Consider the following 16,618-nt stretch of genomic DNA (forward strand, 5'->3'; position numbering starts at 1 on the left):
AAAGCGAATTTCATATGAACACTGCTTCTGTCACCGGACAGAAGAAATGAGGTGTCTGGGAGTTGTCGTAGGTACGGCATGGGTTGCATGCTATAAGACAATTCCTGGACACCTCTGTTTTTTTAGGAGGGAGTATCATGATTTACATACGTATGCAGCAGGGATTTTCACAGGACGCCCGGGTCATCCGGCAGGAGGTATTTGTAGAAGAACAGGGATTTTGTCATGAATTTGATGATACCGATTCCATAGCCTGGCATCTGGTATTATATGAAAATGAGCAGGCCGCTGGCTGCTGCCGCCTCTTTTCATCCGATGATCCCGATGTGTATATACTGGGCCGGCTGGCCGTGCGGAAGTCCTGCCGGGGCAGGCAGTACGGGGAGCGGCTCGTACGGGAAGCGGAAGCATGGCTGCGCGGCCGCCAGGTGAAACGGCTGGCCCTGTCGGCACAGGTACGGGTACGTCCGTTTTATGAAAAATTGGGATTTACCGCATCGGGTGACGAATATCTGGATGAATATTGTCCTCACATCCATATGGAAAAGGAGCTGATAGAATGAGTCTGATGTACTGGATTCCCCTTCTTATTGTCGTTGTGGGCAATATAGGCTATCACATGATAGCCAAGGCAACGCCGGTGACGGCTCCGCCTTTTCTGGCCCTCAGTATGACCTACCTGGTCAGTTTTCTCCTGTGTGCCGCTGCGTACGTGGTGACAGGACCTTCGCTGCGGCAGGATCTGCAGACTATAAACTGGGCGAGTGCTGCCTGGGGACTGACGCTGGTAGCCGTCGAATTTGGCTATATCCTGCTATACCGGGCTGGCTGGAAAATCAGTATAGCTTCTCTCCTGGCTAATGTCAGCGTGGCGCTCCTCTTGGCAGGCATAGGTGTCCTGCTGTATAAAGACATCCTGCTGCCCCGGCAGATCATCGGCATCATCCTGTGCCTGGCGGGCATCTTTTTCCTGCGTCCATGAAGCACGACGAACCGGCTATAACCTTGAACGGCTCTTCTCTGATAATGTCAAGATATACGTTTCAGGGGCGAAGATTGCTTTTATCTGGTATAATGGATGGGAAAGGTGGCATCATAGTGAAAGACACAAAGTATTCTTTATTCCGCAGCCATGCATGGTGTCCCTGGCTGGCATTGCTGTGTTCTATCGGCTGGCCCCTGGCTTATCCCCTGATTAAGGCTGGGTACGGCTATATCGGAATCGGGAATGACCTGGGCAGTAAAGTAGTCTTTGCAGGAATCCGCTTCTTTTTTTCCGGATTGATTCTGCTGATTGCTGGTAATGGCCGGTGTTTTCCAGGTCAACCGGCCGGAGCCGCTGCAGGTCGTATATCATAAAAAAGAAATGAGAAGATAGCATGAACCAGGTACAGGCAGAAAAAGTAATCAAGCCGCTCATGGCGGTCGTCATCGCCGGGATTTTTCTCGGGATTTATGTGATGATCCCGGCATTTTACAGCACGCTGTGGCAGCTTACGGTCAGTCGGGATATACAGGGCTTGTCGGCCTATATTGCCTCCTTTGGCAGTGCCGCCGTCCTGCTCATGATCCTGCTCATCATCCTGACCAATATGACCGGCCTGCCGTCTGTGCAGTTTGTGACCGTCAATGGCATCCTCTTCGGCATACTGCCGGGAATTGTCATCTCCTGGATTGGACAGGTGGCAGGCAATGTGCTGGCTTTTGTCATCATGCGCTACGTCTTCCGCCGCACGGCCCGCCGCCTCGTGGCGCGCAGCCGCTTCGTCGCCCGCCTCAACCGGCACATTACCGCCCGGACGGCCTTCTTCCTGCGGGCCATTCCCTATTCGCCCAATTTTGCCATTACGGCCCTGTGTGCCCTGAGCCGCATCGGCTTTACGGAGCACGGTATAGCGACCATAGCCGGAAAATTCCTGGCCATCTGCATCGAGGTCTGGATGGGATATGGCCTCATCCGCTTTGATTGGCATGACCTGCGGCTGGCCGCTGGAGGCGTACTAATCATGGCACTCTTGGCAGGTTATACGTGGCATACATGGAAACATAAAAACTAAATATTTAAACTATATCAGGAAATAAGTCAATGTGATTTAAAAACGTGAATCCATTGACTTATTTCTATATGTGTGATATTCTTTATATATAACAAATAATAATTTTCTAATTAAAATTATTATCGTAAAATATTTAACAGGATATCTCTGAAAAGAAAGGAAGTGTTTCTTATGTATACCCTACCGCACTCCTCTTATGATTTATATATTGATGGCAAATGGGTCCCTGCCAGTGATGGCGCCCGGTTTGCAGCGTACAACCCTGCCGACGGGACGAAGCTGGCCGAATGTGCCGAAGCGACGAAAGACGATGTCAACGCGGCCGTAGCAGCGGCTCATAAAGCATTCCCCGCCTGGAAAACCGTGTCGCCCCAGAAGCGGCAGGACCTGCTCCTTGCCATTGCCGATATCATCGAAAAAAATGCCGATATGCTGGCTATGGTAGAAACGCTGGATAACGGCAAGCCTATCAGGGAAACGAAGAACATCGATATTCCTCTGGCGGTCGATCATTTCCGTTATTTTGCCGGCGTCGTCCGCAGTGAAGACGGCCGGGCAGCGGTCATCGACGACCATACGCTGAGTCTCGTCGTCCATGAACCAATTGGTGTCGTCGGCCAGATCATCCCCTGGAATTTCCCCTTCCTCATGGCGGCGTGGAAACTGGCACCGGCCCTGGCAGCAGGCTGTACCATCGTCCTCAAGCCGTCGAGCTCGACGTCCCTGAGCGTCCTCGAACTGATGCATCTCATTGGCGATGTCCTGCCACCGGGCGTGGTCAACGTCATTACTGGCAAGGGTTCCCGGGCCGGTCAGTACATCCTCGATCATCCCGACATCCAGAAATTGGCCTTTACGGGATCGACGGAAATCGGCCGCGATGTTTATGATGCGGCTATGAAGAAACTGATTCCTGCCACGCTGGAACTGGGCGGCAAATCGGCCAATATTTTCTTTGACGACTGCGACTGGGATATGGCTATGGATGGAGCCCAGCTGGGCATCCTCTTCAATCAGGGACAGGTATGCTGCGCCGGATCGCGTATTTTCGTCCAAAAAGGCATTTACGATAAGTTCGTCTCCGAACTGGCTGACCGCTTCCGCCGCATCCGCGTTGGCCTGCCCTGGGAAGAAACGACCCAGATGGGATCGCAGATCGACGAACGGCAGGTAAAGAAAATCCTCGAATATATTGAAATCGGGAAGCAGGAAGGAGCGCGCCTCGTCTGCGGCGGTAAGAAAGTGTCGGCTCCGGGACTGGAAAAGGGCAGTTTCGTCGAACCGACCATCTTTGCCGATGTCAGAAACGACATGCGCATTGCCCAGGAAGAAATCTTCGGGCCCGTCGTCTGCATCATCCCCTTCACGGATGAAGCGGAGGTCATCGCCATGGCCAACGACAGCGTATACGGCCTGGGCGGAGCCGTCTGGACCCGCGACATCAACCGGGCCCTGCGGGTTGCCAAAGCGGTAGAAACGGGCCGTATGTGGATCAATACGTATAATGCATTGCCGGCAGGTACGCCTTTTGGCGGTTACAAGCTTTCCGGTATCGGCCGCGAAACGGACAAGACGACCATGCGGCACTATATGCAGACCAAAAACATCTATATCAACCTCGCGGAAACACCGTCGGGATTATATGAATGATAGGAAAGGAGTATCATGGGCATACGCAATACAATCGTAGCATTGCTGTTTGTCTGCCTGGCCTGTACGGCCGTATATGGTTTTATGACTGTAGACCGTCCGGGCGTGCAGGCTGCGGCACAGGCCAGCAGCAAACCGCATAAATCGAAATAACGGCACAGCCGGAGAACCGGGGTGGCAGCGGAAGAGATGGGAAAATCCTTCTGCAGCCGCCCCGGTTTTGTCTATGCCGGGAGGCGATATGGTATAATAACTATATATCAGAGAGGAGGCTTACCTGCATGGATTATACGACGCAATACGATTCTCCCCTGGGACCGGTCCTTTTGGCCAGTGACGGGACTCATCTCATCGGACTGTGGATCTGCGGGCAGAAGTATGACAGGGCCACCCTTTCCGGGGAAGCCTGCCGGAACGATGCCCTGCCTGTTTTTACTGAGGTCAGAGACTGGCTGGACCGGTACTTTGCCGGAAAACGGCCGGTTCCGTCGGAACTGCCGCTGAAGCCGCGGGGAAGCGTGTTCCGCCAGCGCGTATGGCATCTGCTGTGCCAGGTGCCGTACGGGCAGACGACGACCTATGGGGCCCTGGCGGAAAAGCTGGGGCAGCAGACGGGGAAAACAGAAAATCCCCATGCCGTAGGGGGAGCCGTCGGGCATAACCCTATTTCCCTGATTATACCCTGCCACCGTGTCGTTGGAAAGAGCGGCAGCCTGACGGGCTATGCCGGCGGCATCGATAAGAAAATCTGGCTCCTCCGCCACGAGGGAGCCGACCTGGCCCATCTTTTCCGGCCAGGTACAGGGAAGAAAAATCGTCTGGAGAAATAGGGAAATTTTTCACTTTTCCCCTATATTTCTGAAGTGGACTCGTTGTATAATAATACCAGTACAAGGGAGGGAATGACATTGGCAAGGCGCTGGATCATGCACGTAGATATGGATGCTTTTTATGCTTCTGTCGAACAGCGGGATAATCCGGCTCTGCGCGGCCATCCCGTCATCGTCGGGGGGCTGGGCGAACGGGGTGTCGTGGCGACGGCGTCCTATGAGGCCCGGCGGTTCGGCGTCCATTCGGCCATGAGCACCCGCCAGGCCCGGCGCCTTTGTCCGTCCGGCATATTCCTTCCCGTGCGCATGGCCCATTACCGGCGCATCTCCCATCAGATCCGCCTCATTTTATCGCACTATTCGCCCTTTATCGAACCGCTGGCGCTGGACGAAGCCTTCCTGGATGTTTCTGGCATGAATCTCCAGTACCCGGACATCGTCGATATCGGCCGGGCCGTCAAGGACGATATCCTGCGCATCACCGGCCTTGTGGCGTCGGCCGGCATCGCGCCCAATAAATTCCTGGCCAAGCTGGCGTCGGATCTGAAAAAGCCCGACGGCCTGATGTGGATTCCCTACGGCAAGGAGCAGGAAATCCTGGCCCCCCTTCCCGTTTCACGCCTCTGGGGCGTCGGCCGGATGACGGCAGGCCAGCTGGAAAAAGCCGGGTTCCATACCATCGGCGATATCATACAGGCCGGGCCCGATGCCCTGGTCCCCATTGCCGGGCGGCAGGCACACCGCTTGTATGAACTGGCCTGTGGCAGGGACAACCGTCAGCTGGAAGTGAGCCGCCGACCCCAGTCGGTCGGCAACGAGCATACGTATGAGCACGACCTGACGAGGGAAGAAGACATTGACGAACAGTTCCGTCTCCTGGCCAATGAAGTGGCCTGGCGGCTGCGTCAGAATCACCTCATGGGCCGTACGATTACGATTAAAGTGCGGTTTTCTTCCTTTGAGACGGTGACCCGGTCCCTGACGCTGGAGACAATCGGGACCTGTTCGGAGGAACAGTTGTATTTCGCCGCCAAACGGCTCTATCATAAAAAGGGAAAAAACGGCCCCATACGGCTCCTGGGACTGTCGGTCAGCCAGCTCCAGCCCTATCAGGTGCAGAGTGATTTATTTTCTGACGACGAAGAGACGCAGGCCAAAGTCACGGAAGCCATCGACAAACTGCAGCAGCGCTTTGGCCGCAAGGCGCTCATGAAAGGATTTCTCTGGGAAATGTCCCACGATAAATAGATACAGATAAGGAGATTTACGTATGGCAGTATTTACAGTAGCAGTTCATACGGGTGATAACAATAACGGTTATATCCAGTATGATGCGGAAACAAAAAAGCTTACAGTTCATCTGAATGATGCAGAAAAGGAAAAGGAAACCTATTCGTTCCTGACGACGGTCCGTTCGTGGCACCGCTATGTCACCCTGTCCCAGTACGAAACGATCACGGCGGCGGCGACGGACAGTCTGGATACGCTGAAGCTGGCCCTGGGCTATATATGGCTGGCTCTGGGCGTGCATATCGACTGGAGCCGCCCCGTCGAAGAACTGTAATGGAAAACGACATCAGACTCATCTGAAGAGACCGTACCTTCCGGTGGATATCCCCACAGAGGTACGGTCTTTTTGTGTGCATAGGCAAATAAAAGTTATCCACAAAGTATACACACGTATTGTGCATAACTTCTGTTATCCTGTGGATATAGCCGGAGAATGCCTGTTTACAGGCCCTGACGGCGGTGGATATATTTTTCCTTTTTTTAGCCAGATTGTGGATAACTCATGGGGAACATGTGTTCAAGATAAGGAAAAAAATCGCGATAAATGCGATAACTATGCGGATTTTACATATTTTACAATCTCTCCTGATTTCTGTGTACAACCTCTGTGGATTTGTGGATAACACCATATAGAAAAAGCGGGGCATTCCCCTAAAGACATGTGTACACATGCAGGGGAATACCTCGCCAGAAGAGAATAGCAAAGGGATTTATCCACAAATTTTGTCACAAACCCGGTCCGGCAGGAGCGATGCCGCTTCTTTGTCCACAATGACCGTTGCGTCGCGGTGCAGCTGGAGAATGCTGGCCGGTGCGCTGGGGCTGATGCTGCCGCAGACCGTATTGTAGATGGCTTCGGCTTTATTGCGGCCATTGGCCAGGAGTACGACTTTTTTGGCCAGCATGATGGTCTTGATGCCCATGCTGATGGCGTAGCGGGGGACTTCTTTTTCCGTCTGGAAGAAGCGGGAATTGGCCTGGATGGTTTCTTCATCGAGGCGGACTTTGTGGGTCGTCGCTTCGAATTTGATGTCCGGTTCGTTGAAGCCGATGTGGGCATTCTGACCGATGCCGAGAATCTGCAGGTCGATGCCGCCTTTCGCTTCGATGAGGGCATCGTAGCGCTTGCCTTCGGCTACGATATCTTTTGCCATACCGTCGGGAATGTAAATGTTTTCCGGCTTTATGTTGATGAAATCGAAGAAATTATGATGCATGAAGTAATGATAGCTCTGGGGATTGTCCGGCGCCATGCCGATGTATTCATCCAGGTTGAATGTCGTGACCTGGGAAAAATCGAGGCCGATCATTTCATGGACGGCAATCAGCTTTTTATACATCGACAGGGGCGTGCTGCCCGTGGCCAGGCCGAGGACGCTGTCCGGCTTGAGGTATATCTGGCCGGCCACGATTTTGGCGGCTTCTGTACTCATTTCATCATAAGAATTAGTAACGATAACACGCATCGTACGTGCCTCCTTTTAGAGTATGCTTAGTGTCCGAGACGCAGCAGATTGACAGCGTCCGCTGTCCGCTGCTTATTCTTCACGGATGTTTCGGGCCGTTCTTTGACGACCTGTGTATAGATTAAATCGATGATAAATACCTGGGTCAGCTTGGTGACGATAGAGCCCGTTTCCAGCATCGTTTCCCGCGTGCGGTAAGAAATGCACAAATCGGCGCAGTCCCGGAGCTCGGAACCGCTATTGGCCGTGATGGCAATCAGGCGGGCTCCGTTCTGCTTGGCCAGGCGGGCTGCCTGGACGATTTCCTTTGAGGCGCCGGAATGGCTGATGGCGATGACGACGTCGCCCGGCTGGATGAGGGCCATGTGCAGCATGATGAGATGGCTGTTGTCCAGGCCCAGAGCCTCGATGCCGATGCGCTGGAATTTGTACGCCGAATCGTCGGCAACGAATCCGGAATTTCCCAGGCCGATGAAATACACGCGGTGTCCGCCCGTCAGCAGGCGGACCGTCTGGGCGATGACCTCTTCATCGAGGGTCTCTACGGTCTGGCGGAGCGTATCCATGCCAATGGACATGAGCTTTTTGGCCGTCGTCATGATGGATTCGTCGGCGGCGATATTGTGGCTGATGATGGTTTTCTGCTGGCTGCGCCGGGACAATTCTTCTGCCAGGCTGAGCTTGAAATGCTGCAGGCTCTGAAAGCCCATCTTGCGCACGAAGCGGGTGATGGTCGATTCGCTGATGCCGCTTTTTTTGGCCAGACTGGCGATGGGCGTCGTGCAGAACAGGTCGCCGTGGAGGCGGATGTATTCCATGAGGGTGCGGTCGGATTTTGAGGGTTTGAAGCCGGGATGGTCCAGCTGTTCCAAGATATTCATAGGCGTTACTCCTGCGAAAGGGTCTGACGGAGATGATAGAGCGCTCCCAGCATGCCGGCCGTATTGCCCAGGCGGGCAAAGGCGATGTGGGTCGGTCCGTACATGGCGGGTGGCAGCTGTTGTGATACGTACTGTTCCAGGAGCGGGCGGAATACGCCTTCCTGGGCCATGATGCCGCCGCCCAGGATGACGACCTGGGGCTGCAGTACGGTAATGACATTGCCGATGGCGACGGCTATGTCACGGGATAAGGCGTCAATGGCACCGATGGCATCGGTGTCGCCGTCGGCGGCCATGGCAAATACGGCCCGGCCATCCAGTTCGTCCGGTCTGACGCCTTTGGCTGTGGCGACATCGCGGACCAGACGGGTGGCTGATGCCAGGTCGTGGAGCCGGCCGCCGGGCACACGCATATAGGCGATTTCTCCGGCACTGCAGCCGGCGCCGTGGAGAATATGGCCGTCATAGATGGCACAGCCGCCGATACTGGTGCCGATGGTCATCATAAAGGCCGACGTACAGCCCTTTCCGGCACCGAGCCAGAGTTCGCCCAGGGCGGCACAGTTGACATCGTTTTCTACGGCACAGGGAATATGGAATTCCTCTTCCAGCATTTCTTTCCATTCCGTTCCCGTATAATCGGGGATGGAATCGGCCAGGGCATAGAAAATCCGTCCTTTCTGGGGATCGACCATGCCGGCTGTAGAAAGGGCAATGCCCGACAGTGGTCCTCTTTCCTTGTACTGGCGGATCAGCCGGCGGACCGTGCGGACGATGCCCGGTCCGCCGCCTTCATGGGCGTGGGTAGGCGTGCTCTTCGTTTCTATCAGCTGGCCGTCGGCTGAAGCCAGTCCGTATTTGATGGCCGTGCCGCCAATGTCAATGCATATATACATGGGTTTCTCCTATTCTTTCATGATGAATCCTTCATAGATGCGGTTGCTGCGTACACCGGGTTTGATTTCCCCATTGAGGGAAATGATTTTATCTTTCAGGAGCACCAGCCCTTCACCGCAGGGAGCCGCAAAGGGAATCTCTCCGGCAGAGCGCCAGCTGTCGCTGCGGACGTTGTAGACGAGGATGTGGCGGTTCCAGTTGAAATCGGTGCTTTCCCTGCCAAAGTAGGCCGTTTTATAGGCAGTGAGTTCTGCGCCCGTAAGATGGGACAGATGGGCGACGGCATCGTCATAGATGGCTTTATTGAAGCCGCCGATGACCAGCATTTCGTCTTCATTCAGGCGGACGGCCCGGGCTCCCAGGAGGGAAATTCCCTGGCCGTCTATGGCGGCATCGGCCAGTTTGTGCCAGGTGCGGGTCTTCAGGTCATAGCCGTATCCGTCCGTATAGGCCGTATCGCTGCCACCGCTGAAGACGCACAGCGTCTGGCCCAGCAGCTGGGCAACGCTCTGTTCACGGGCCTTTCCGGGGAAATCGGCCAGCCGTTCCAGTGCTCCCGTTTTAAGGTCATAGGCGTAGAAATTGCGGCTCAGGCTGCCGTCTTGTTTTCCCAGTCCCAGGAAGAGGGTCTGGCCATTCCGGGCGGCAATGCCGTTCTGGAAGGTGAAGGGCAGGGTGCCGGCTGTCTGGTAGTGCAGTTTTCCCTGATCGTCGCAGGTAAGGCGTGTGATGGCTTTGGCAGCAGCCGTATCGGGGCTGCCGCCGATGTAATAGACGCCGTCAGCGGCTGTGACCGACGCGCCATAGGCTGCCGGGAAGGGCAGGACCTGATGGTCTGTTTCGATGAGGCCTTTGTCCGTCGCCTTCATGGCGTAGATATCAGGATAGGTCACTTTGGCACCACCCACTGCGGGACCGCCGTTGGGGAAATTGGCACCGCCGCCGGCGATGATATAGCCATGGCTGGTACCGGCTATCATGCCGGCAACGCCGATATTTTCTGTCTGGCCCACTGCCGGGGACAACGTACCGGCCGACTGCCAGCGGATATGCGGGGAGCCGGTCTGTTCCGGTGCGGCAAAGGAAAGGGATGTCGAGAGGGTCAGGGCCAGTACGGCCGTGGCAATAGCACTTTTTTTCATCATACGATACCTCCTTGGAGATGTCAAATCAGATACGGACTTTAAAAATTCCCTTTTTGAGCGGAGCCGGTTCACCGGCAGCAATGCCGGGTTTATGGGCATCTTCGGGATAACAGATGAGAAAATCGCCGGGACGCATGAGAACGCGGGCCCGGGCCGTACCGGTCACTTCCTGATAGTCGCTGTCTTTGTGATAGGCACCGCAGGTCATGGATTCGATGAAGCCGAGGTCGATGTATTCTTCTCCTTTGCTGAGGACGTGGATATCGAGGTAGTCTTTGTGGGCTTCCCAGCTGCGCGTTTCTTCCGGTCCCGTCGTATAGGCTGCGACATTGACGAACAGGGAATCGCCGTCGATGGGATGGCTGCCCGGCGTCAGAGAAGCAAATCCGCTGCTGCGGGCCAGGTCCAGACAGCGCTGTACCGGTACCGGTAAAAAGGCATACGTTTCTTTTTGGTGGATATTTCCATATATCATACGAGTGGCTCCTTTACGATTAATCGGCTGTCGTTCCTTCCGGTGCCGTATAGTCTTTGCCCGTCAGACGGCTGACGATGGTACCGACTACCAGAGAAAGGATGATGGTGATAGCCGTATAGGACCAGAACGAGACGGAAGGGACGAAGTATTTCAGATACATGACGACGGCAGTGGAACAGATAAAGCCGACGAACGCGCCTTTGGCGTTGGCGTGTTTGCTGAAGGCTCCCAGGACGAACATGCCGGCCAGTGAGCCCAGGGCCAGGCCGATGAAGCTGTTGAACCATTCGTAGGCCGAGTGGATATCGCTGACGGCCATGACCATGGCGACGATGATGGACAGGATGCCGATGCCCAGGGAGACGAGCTTGGCGATGCGCGTCTGCTTCCGGCTGTCCAGATCCGGGTTGAGGACGGACTGGATGTCGAGGACCCAACTGGTAGCGACGGAATTGATGCCCGTAGACAAAGTGGACTGGGAAGCGGCGTAAATAGCGGCCAGGAGGATGCCCGTAACGCCTGCCGGCAGTTCATACGTAATATAGCTGGCAAATACCAGATCCTGACGGCTGGTCATGAGCAGGTCCGGGTTCTGCTGATAGAAAACATAGAGGCTGGTGCCGACGAGGTAAAATACGGTGGCGGCGAAAATGGACAGGACGCCGTTGCCGAGAGTCATTTTGTTCAGCTGCTTGATATCCGTCGTCGTCGTGAACCGCTGTACGATATCCTGACTGGAGACGTACGAGGCAAAGGTGGCCAGGCCGCCGCCGATGAAGACGATGAAAACACTAGTCGAAATGATATCCGGGCTCATCCATACTTCATTCTGGAACATGAATTTGTGGCCTGTCGTCAGCGTATCCATGATGGTGCCGAATCCGCCGTGGATGTCGCCGATCATGACGACCAGCGTCAGGGCGATGCCGAAGATGAGGACCATGCCCTGGATGAAGTCGGTGTAGAGGACGGCTTTCAGTCCGCCAGAATAGGAATAAATGATGGCGATGACGCCCATGACGACGATCAGGATATTGACATCGATGCCGGTCAGTTCTGCCAGGGCGATGGACGGCAGGTACATGATGATGGACATGCGGCCAAGTTGGTAGATGATGAACATGGCAGCCCCCAGGATGCGGAGGTTTTTGCTTTCAAAGCGCTTCTGCAGATAATGGTAGGCCGTGTCGATTTCCAGACGGCTGTAGATGGGCAGGAAGTACTTGATGGTCAGCGGGATGGCGATGAGCATGCCCAGCTGGGCCCACCAGAGGATCCACGATCCTTTATAGGAATTGCCCGGCAGGGACAAGAAGGAAATCGGGCTGAGAAGGGTGGCGAAGATGGAGACGCAGGTGACCCACCAGGGGATAGTGCCGTCGCCCTTGAAGAATTCCTTGCCTTTCATTTCCTTCTTGGAGAAATAGAGGCCGGCCAGCAGGACGCCTAACAGGTATAAGACTAAAACAACGGTATCGATCCAGGTAAATCCTTCGTGCATAGGGGTGTCCTCCTTTAAACTAGGTCCCGGATACAGAAAAAGCGCCAGATGTTTCCGGCGCTTATCTGCAATGGAAACGGGAGTGAGTGGAATCAGAACATTAGAAATATTTCTTATAGATTTCTTTGGCCCGTGCTACCATTTCCGGGGTATATTTCTTCATGGGTTCACGGCAGTAGCCTGCATCGACGCCGGCTTCCTGGAGGAGCAGCTTGATCGTGCCATAGAGGCCGTTGTCGAGGATGTCCGTAATGAGGTCGTTGGTGACGTGCTGTACTTCCAGTGCTTCCGTGATTTTCTGTGCTTTTGCCAGTTCAAAGATCTGACGGCCGCGGCGTCCGTTGATGTTGTACGTAGAGCCGATGGCGCCATCGACGCCGAGGACCGTGGCCGGCAGGAGCATTTCGTCAAACCCGGCATAAATCAGTTTATCCGGGAAAGTCTTGCGTATGCGTTCCAGGAGATAGAAGTCAGCCTGGGTGAATTTGACGCCGACGATTTTCGGATTGGAGAAGAGTTCGCCGAACTGGCTCAGGCTCATATCAACGCCGGTCAGGAAGGGAATGGAATAGATGATCATACGGTTATCGACGGCACCGATGATGGTGTTGTAATAGTTCTTGATTTCATCGAAGGTAAATTTATAATAGAACGGCGTGACGGCGCTGATGGCATCGTAGCCTAAGTCGGTGACGAATTTTGCCAGTTCGACCGATTCCTTCAGGTTGACCGAGCCGACCTGGGCGATGAGGGTCAGGGAATCTTTGGCTTCATCTTTGGCGATTTCGAAAATGCGTTTCTTTTCGTCCGTAGACAGCATGAAGTTTTCTCCCGTGCTGCCGCCTACATACAGGCCGTCCATGTGGTTGACGTCGATGTTGTAGCGGATAATCTGGCGCAGGCCTTTTTCATTGATATTTCCCTGTTCATCAAAGGAAACGAGCAGTGCGGAAAACAGTCCTTTTAAATCTCTCTGTGACATAATGCATCCTCCTCGGTAGTGCGTGTAATATAGATTTATATATGATTTACTTTAAAATATCGACAAATTTTTTGGCAATCAGCTGGGGACGGGTAATAGCCGAGCCGACGATGGCACCGTAGGCGCCGCATTCATAGACCCGTCGGAGGTCTTCCGGCGTGTTGATGCGGCCTTCGGCAAAGACGGGGATGGAAAGCTGGCCGGCCATGCGGGCGACGAGGCCGTAGTCCGGACCTTCGAAGGACGGCGTATAGGGCGTATAGCCGGACATGGTGGTAGATACGCAGTCAAAGCCGATCTTTTCTGCGTTCAGGCCTTCGGCGTCGTTGGAGATATCGGCCAGGGCCAGGCGGCCTCCGGCGTGTATCTGGTCTACCAGATCGGCGAGTTTTTCATCTCCCGGGCGCTTGCGCAGCGTTGCGTCGAGGGCGATGATTTCACAGGACGTATCGAGCAGTTCGGCAATTTCCTGATGGGTCGGGGTGATGTAGATTTCCGAATCTTCAAAGTTCCGTTTGATGAGGCCGATGACCGGCAGTCCCGTCACTTTTTTGATTTCCCGGATATCGTCGGTGCTCTGGGCCCGGATACCGACGGCACCGGCCTGTTTGGCAGCCAGAGCCATGCGGCCCATGATGAATGAGCTGTGGAGCGGTTCGTCGGGTAGAGCCTGGCATGAAATGATGAGTTTTCCTTTAAATTGTTCCAGCATGTTGTTCCTCCTTGCTATGACAGTCCTATAGTGTCTGCTGAACAGATAGTTTATGAAATTTGTTACACCAGAAGTATAGCATCAGACTGTCAAAAATGCAATAATATTTCATATAAAAATATTTTAACCATCAATTTATGAAATTTATTTTCTTTAAAATGAAAAGGTGGTACAATAGAGATGACAAGTATGGGCCATATGATATACTGTAACAAGGTATGCAGATGACCCGTATCTGCCATAGTAATAGTATAGGAGTGAATGCGATGAAAGCGATTATAGATGGGATGATCGTCCTGCCCGATGCAATCGTAGGCGGACATATTTTGTTGTACGAAGGGGATACGATTGCCGATATCGTACCGCGCAAGGGATTTCACCTGGGCATGTGCACCGACCTCATTGATGCCAACGGTGGTTTTGTCGTGCCGGGGTTCATCAATGAACACATCCACGGCTGTGCCGGTGCCGATACGATGGATGAAAATGAGGAGTCGCTGGCGACGATTCAGTCAGTGCTGCCGAAAACGGGGGTGACGTCATTCCTTCCGACGACCATGACCTACGACCGGCCCCGCATCGAACGGGCCCTCGGCCGTATCCGCAGGGCGAAGAAGAACCGCGGTGCCCGGATCCTGGGAGCCCATATGGAAGGACCGTTCATCAGTACGGCTTACAAAGGGGCCCAGAAGGAATCGAATATAGCCCGGGCTGATTTTTCCTGGATTGAACCATATGAAGACGTGGTGAAAATCATCACCCTGGCGCCGGAAACGCTAAAGGACAAGACGTTCCTGAAGGAGTGCGCCGACCATCATATCATCGTCTCCGTCGGCCACAGCGGCGCGACGTATGAACAGGTCATGGAATGCATGGGACAGTGCCAGTTCTATCACATTACCCATATGTATAATGCTATGACGCCGCTCCACCACCGCCGGCCGGGCATCGTCGGGGCCGCCCTGCTGGACCCGAAGGCCCACTGCGAGCTCATCTGCGATAATCTCCACGTCCATCCGGCGGCACAGAAGCTGGTGTACCGCATGAAAGGCCGCGATGGCATCATCCTCATTACCGATTCGCTGCGGGCCTGCCTGCTACCCGACGGAGAATCGGAACTGGGCGGACAGAAAGTATTCGTGAAAAACGGCGAAGCCCGTCTGGAAGATGGCACTCTGGCCGGCAGTATTGCCGCTATGAATCAGGTCGTCCTGAATTTCCTGGTCAACAGTGGTGCGCCTCTTCCCGAAGCCGTGGCCATGGCGACGGTGAACCCCGCAAAAGATCTGGGCGTATACGACCGGATCGGGTCTCTGGAAAAAGGCAAACTGGCCGATATAGCGATTCTGGACAGTACGGATTTCCACGTCAAACAGACGCTGGTAGGTGGCGAACTAGTATACAATGAAGAACAAGAACAGGCACAGTAAATTCATATATAGTATCATCGTCTTCCTCGTCATAGTAGTCCTGGGAACGGGTAGCTTAATCTGGCAGAGCCGTTCCCATACGGATGGAACGGCGGCAGCGTCGGGCCGGACGGGGACTGTATCGACTCTGGATGAACAGGCAAGGGACAAGGTCCGGTCCATGAGCCCCCAGCAGCGGGTAGGCCAGCTCATGATGATCGGCATCCAGGGGACGACCGTCGATCAGGATGCGGCCTATCAGATTGCCCAGTACCATATGGGCAATGTCATCCTCTTTGACCGCAATATGCAATCGACACAGCAGGTAAAAGACCTGAATGCGGCCCTGGCACGGCAGATACGCCGGCAGAGCCAGGATATACCGCCCTTTATTGCCGTCGATCAGGAAGGCGGCTTTGTCCTGCGCATGCGCGATGCTTTTCCCCGCGTGCCCAGTGAACAGCAGCTGGGAGAAAACGGCGACCCCGCAGCGGCCCGGACCTGGGCCCTGACGACGGGGAAAAAGCTGAAGGAACTGGGATTTAATCTGAATTTTGCCCCCGTCGTCGATCTCGGTTCTGCGTCAGAACGGTCGTACAGCAGCGATCCTGCCGTCGTCACTGCCTTTGCCCTGCAGGCCGTACAAGGCTATGAAGAGGCGAAGATCTGGTGTTCTCTCAAACACTTTCCCGGTATCGGAAAGGTCCGGACTGATCCCCATCTCGACGGAGACCAGGTCGCTGCCAGCCGGGAAGAACTGTTGGCAGCTGATATGAAGCCTTTTTCTGACCTCATCAGACAGGTACCCCACGATAAGATGTTCATCATGGTGTCCAACGTCACCTTTCCGGCCCTCGATCCACAACTTCCGGCCTGTGTATCCCAGCCGGTCATGACGGGCCTGTTGCGCCAGCAGTTCGGCTATGAAGGCCTCATCCTGTCCGATGACATGGAAATGGGAGCTATGGCCAAACACTATGCTTTCTCCGACATGGGCGTCATGGCCATCCGGGCCGGTGCCGACATCGTCCTTGTCTGCCACGACTATGGCCATGAACAGGAAACCTATACCGGCCTGTTGAAAGCCTATGAAAACGACGAATCGTTCCGCAAGCTCGTCGATGAAAAAGTGACGCGCATTGTCCGCACCAAACTGGCCGGTCAGGCTGCCGGATACCTGTAATTCCCAGACTGTACAGGCTGACAGACAATACGATATATGAGAAACGGTACCATGGAGTGGCTGCCCCGGCGGCCGCTCTGTTTTTTTGCCGCCGCGGGATAATTGACAGAAATTATACAGAAAAATGACATGACTTA

The 16,618-nt window shown here is 54.4% G+C and carries 19 protein-coding genes; 11 read left to right on the top strand and 8 right to left on the bottom strand.

The annotated features are described in order from the left end of the window. Nucleotides 1-137: 137 nt before the first annotated feature. The 9 genes from B2U90_RS08055 (at nt 138) to B2U90_RS08095 (ending at nt 6,101) form a co-directional block, all read left to right on the top strand. Nucleotides 138-563: a GNAT family N-acetyltransferase gene (locus B2U90_RS08055; RefSeq protein ID WP_292017545.1), complete on the top strand. Its 426-nt coding sequence runs from the start codon at nt 138-140 to the stop codon at nt 561-563. Further along, entirely contained in the window at nt 560-982 is a 423-nt protein-coding gene (locus tag B2U90_RS08060) for a hypothetical protein (RefSeq protein WP_059076488.1), read from the top strand. Before B2U90_RS08055 ends, B2U90_RS08060 begins: the two co-directional genes overlap by 4 nt. Nucleotides 983-1,098: 116 nt before the next feature. Continuing rightward, nucleotides 1,099-1,359: a hypothetical protein gene (locus tag B2U90_RS08065; RefSeq protein ID WP_292017546.1), complete on the top strand. Its 261-nt coding sequence runs from the start codon at nt 1,099-1,101 to the stop codon at nt 1,357-1,359. Between the two features lie 20 nt (nt 1,360-1,379). Next, on the top strand, nt 1,380-2,057 hold the full coding sequence (locus B2U90_RS08070) for a TVP38/TMEM64 family protein (RefSeq protein WP_075581632.1): 678 nt from the start codon (nt 1,380-1,382) through the stop codon (nt 2,055-2,057). A gap of 171 nt (nt 2,058-2,228) precedes the next feature. Then, nucleotides 2,229-3,707, top strand: a complete 1,479-nt coding sequence (locus B2U90_RS08075) for an aldehyde dehydrogenase family protein (protein WP_292017547.1) — start codon at nt 2,229-2,231, stop codon at nt 3,705-3,707. Nucleotides 3,708-3,722: 15 nt separating this feature from the next. Beyond that, on the top strand, nt 3,723-3,860 hold the full coding sequence (locus B2U90_RS08080) for a hypothetical protein (protein ID WP_154662686.1): 138 nt from the start codon (nt 3,723-3,725) through the stop codon (nt 3,858-3,860). Between the two features lie 128 nt (nt 3,861-3,988). Further along, the gene (locus tag B2U90_RS08085; protein WP_075581630.1) at nt 3,989-4,537 is read left to right on the top strand and encodes a methylated-DNA--[protein]-cysteine S-methyltransferase; all 549 of its coding nucleotides are present in this window, start codon (nt 3,989-3,991) and stop codon (nt 4,535-4,537) included. A gap of 78 nt (nt 4,538-4,615) precedes the next feature. Further along, on the top strand, nt 4,616-5,785 hold the full coding sequence (locus B2U90_RS08090; protein ID WP_292017548.1) for a DNA polymerase IV: 1,170 nt from the start codon (nt 4,616-4,618) through the stop codon (nt 5,783-5,785). Nucleotides 5,786-5,807: 22 nt separating this feature from the next. Beyond that, nucleotides 5,808-6,101 carry a hypothetical protein gene (locus B2U90_RS08095; protein ID WP_113856415.1) on the top strand — a complete coding sequence of 98 codons (294 nt, stop codon included), beginning with the start codon at nt 5,808-5,810 and terminating at the stop codon, nt 6,099-6,101. Nucleotides 6,102-6,537: 436 nt separating this feature from the next. On the opposite strand, the gene nagB is transcribed toward B2U90_RS08095, so the two are convergent. From nagB to B2U90_RS08135, 8 genes are all read right to left on the bottom strand, one after another. Next, nucleotides 6,538-7,293: a glucosamine-6-phosphate deaminase gene (gene nagB, locus B2U90_RS08100; protein ID WP_170087102.1), complete on the bottom strand. Its 756-nt coding sequence runs from the start codon at nt 7,291-7,293 to the stop codon at nt 6,538-6,540. A 26-nt stretch (nt 7,294-7,319) separates the two neighbouring features. Next, nucleotides 7,320-8,174: a MurR/RpiR family transcriptional regulator gene (locus B2U90_RS08105; RefSeq protein WP_059076496.1), complete on the bottom strand. Its 855-nt coding sequence runs from the start codon at nt 8,172-8,174 to the stop codon at nt 7,320-7,322. Between the two features lie 5 nt (nt 8,175-8,179). Further along, entirely contained in the window at nt 8,180-9,070 is an 891-nt protein-coding gene (locus B2U90_RS08110) for an ROK family protein (protein WP_170087103.1), read from the bottom strand. 9 nt (nt 9,071-9,079) lie between these two features. Next, nucleotides 9,080-10,216: a cyclically-permuted mutarotase family protein gene (locus B2U90_RS08115; protein WP_292017549.1), complete on the bottom strand. Its 1,137-nt coding sequence runs from the start codon at nt 10,214-10,216 to the stop codon at nt 9,080-9,082. 25 nt (nt 10,217-10,241) lie between these two features. Next, a complete protein-coding gene (locus tag B2U90_RS08120; protein WP_170087104.1) occupies nt 10,242-10,691 on the bottom strand; it encodes a YhcH/YjgK/YiaL family protein in 450 nt (149 codons plus the stop codon). Nucleotides 10,692-10,710: 19 nt separating this feature from the next. After that, nucleotides 10,711-12,195, bottom strand: a complete 1,485-nt coding sequence (locus B2U90_RS08125; protein ID WP_170087105.1) for a sodium:solute symporter — start codon at nt 12,193-12,195, stop codon at nt 10,711-10,713. Nucleotides 12,196-12,295: 100 nt separating this feature from the next. Continuing rightward, nucleotides 12,296-13,177, bottom strand: a complete 882-nt coding sequence (locus B2U90_RS08130) for an N-acetylneuraminate lyase (protein WP_059076500.1) — start codon at nt 13,175-13,177, stop codon at nt 12,296-12,298. Between the two features lie 46 nt (nt 13,178-13,223). Continuing rightward, nucleotides 13,224-13,889 (bottom strand): N-acetylmannosamine-6-phosphate 2-epimerase, encoded by a 666-nt coding sequence (locus tag B2U90_RS08135; RefSeq protein WP_292017550.1) that lies wholly within the window; start codon nt 13,887-13,889, stop codon nt 13,224-13,226. Nucleotides 13,890-14,155: 266 nt separating this feature from the next. Between B2U90_RS08135 and nagA the strand changes: the two genes are divergently transcribed. Further along, nucleotides 14,156-15,319 carry an N-acetylglucosamine-6-phosphate deacetylase gene (gene nagA, locus B2U90_RS08140; RefSeq protein ID WP_292017551.1) on the top strand — a complete coding sequence of 388 codons (1,164 nt, stop codon included), beginning with the start codon at nt 14,156-14,158 and terminating at the stop codon, nt 15,317-15,319. Then, entirely contained in the window at nt 15,294-16,481 is a 1,188-nt protein-coding gene (locus tag B2U90_RS08145; RefSeq protein WP_292017552.1) for a glycoside hydrolase family 3 N-terminal domain-containing protein, read from the top strand. The genes nagA and B2U90_RS08145 overlap by 26 nt, the downstream gene beginning before the upstream one ends. Nucleotides 16,482-16,618 lie beyond the last annotated feature (137 nt).

The organism is Megasphaera sp. UBA4233 (assembly GCF_002395615.1).
In the GTDB taxonomy this organism is placed as follows: domain Bacteria; phylum Bacillota; class Negativicutes; order Veillonellales; family Megasphaeraceae; genus Megasphaera; species Megasphaera hexanoica.